This window comes from Halorubrum sp. SS7 (genome assembly GCF_005435055.1).
Lineage (GTDB): Archaea > Halobacteriota > Halobacteria > Halobacteriales > Haloferacaceae > Halorubrum > Halorubrum salinarum.
Genome location: NZ_SGXV01000570.1, coordinates 1 through 250 on the forward strand (window position 1 = coordinate 1; position 250 = coordinate 250).

A 250-nucleotide genomic window follows, 5' to 3' on the forward strand; every position below is an offset into this window, starting at 1 on the left:
GGTGTCGGCGCCGTGGGGCGACCCCCTCGACCCCGTCGACGTCGAGCGCGCGTTCGACGCGCACCAGCCGGACGTGTTCGGGTTCGTCCACGCGGAGACGTCGACGGGCGTCCTCCAGCCGAACGTCCCCGAGCTGACCGACATCGCGCACGACCACGACGCGTTCGTGATAGCCGACTGCGTCACCTCGCTCGGCGGCGTCGAGATGCGCGTCGACGTCCCACTCGTGTCCGCCCGGCGCGAGCCCGCT

The 250-nt window shown here is 72.8% G+C and carries 1 protein-coding gene; it reads left to right on the top strand.

Annotation, left to right across the window (positions count from 1 at the left end; translation table 11 throughout):
• A partial coding sequence (locus tag EXE44_RS19175; RefSeq protein WP_137718122.1) for an aminotransferase class V-fold PLP-dependent enzyme occupies positions 1-250 on the top strand: 250 nt, incomplete at both ends.